Origin of the sequence: Escherichia sp. WS3063 (genome assembly GCF_046486595.1) — a bacterium.
In the GTDB taxonomy this organism is placed as follows: Bacteria; Pseudomonadota; Gammaproteobacteria; order Enterobacterales; family Enterobacteriaceae; genus Escherichia; species Escherichia coli.
Genome location: NZ_JBJQKY010000071.1, coordinates 1 through 1,061, shown reverse-complemented (window position 1 = coordinate 1,061; position 1,061 = coordinate 1). Strand labels below are relative to the sequence as shown.

The window sequence follows — 1,061 nt, the reverse complement described above, 5'->3', positions numbered from 1 at the left end:
TCCACGCAGCTGCTGAGTGTGATCGATGCCATCAGCGAAGGGCCGGTTGAAGGTCCGGTGGATGGATTAAAAAGCGTGCTGCTGAACAGTACGCCGGTGCTGGACAGTGAGGGGAATACCAATATATCCGGCGTCACGGTGGTGTTCCGGGCCGGTGAGCAGGAGCAGACTCCGCCGGAGGGATTTGAATCCTCCGGTTCCGAGACGGTGCTGGGTACGGAAGTGAAATATGACACGCCGATCACCCGCACCATCACGTCGGCAAACATCGACCGTCTGCGCTTTACCTTCGGTGTGCAGGCACTGGTGGAAACCACCTCAAAGGGGGACAGGAATCCATCGGAAGTCCGCCTGCTGGTTCAGATACAACGTAACGGTGGCTGGGTGACGGAAAAAGACATCACCATTAAGGGTAAAACCACCTCGCAGTATCTGGCCTCAGTGGTGGTGGATAACCTGCCGCCGCGCCCGTTTAATATCCGGATGCGCAGGATGACGCCGGACAGCACCACAGACCAGCTGCAGAACAAAACGCTCTGGTCGTCATACACCGAAATCATCGATGTGAAACAGTGCTACCCGAACACGGCACTGGTCGGCGTGCAGGTGGACTCGGAGCAGTTCGGCAGCCAGCAGGTGAGCCGTAATTATCATCTGCGCGGGCGTATTCTGCAGGTGCCGTCGAACTATAACCCGCAGACGCGGCAATACAGCGGTATCTGGGACGGGACGTTTAAACCGGCATACAGCAACAACATGGCCTGGTGTCTGTGGGATATGCTGACCCATCCGCGCTACGGCATGGGGAAGCGTCTCGGTGCGGCGGATGTGGACAAATGGGCGCTGTATGTCATCGGCCAGAATTGCGACCAGTCGGTGCCGGATGGCTTTGGTGGCACGGAGCCGCGCATCACCTGTAATGCCTGGCTGACCACGCAGCGCAAGGCGTGGGATGTGCTCAGTGATTTCTGCTCGGCGATGCGCTGTATGCCGGTATGGAACGGGCAGACGCTGACGTTCGTGCAGGACCGGCCATCGGATAAGGTGTGGACCTATAACCG

The 1,061-nt window shown here is 58.4% G+C and carries 1 protein-coding gene; it reads left to right on the top strand.

Annotated elements, in window-relative coordinates:
* On the top strand, nt 1–1,061 hold a 1,061-nt coding region (locus ACJHYW_RS25205), incomplete at both ends, for a phage tail protein (protein ID WP_410233389.1).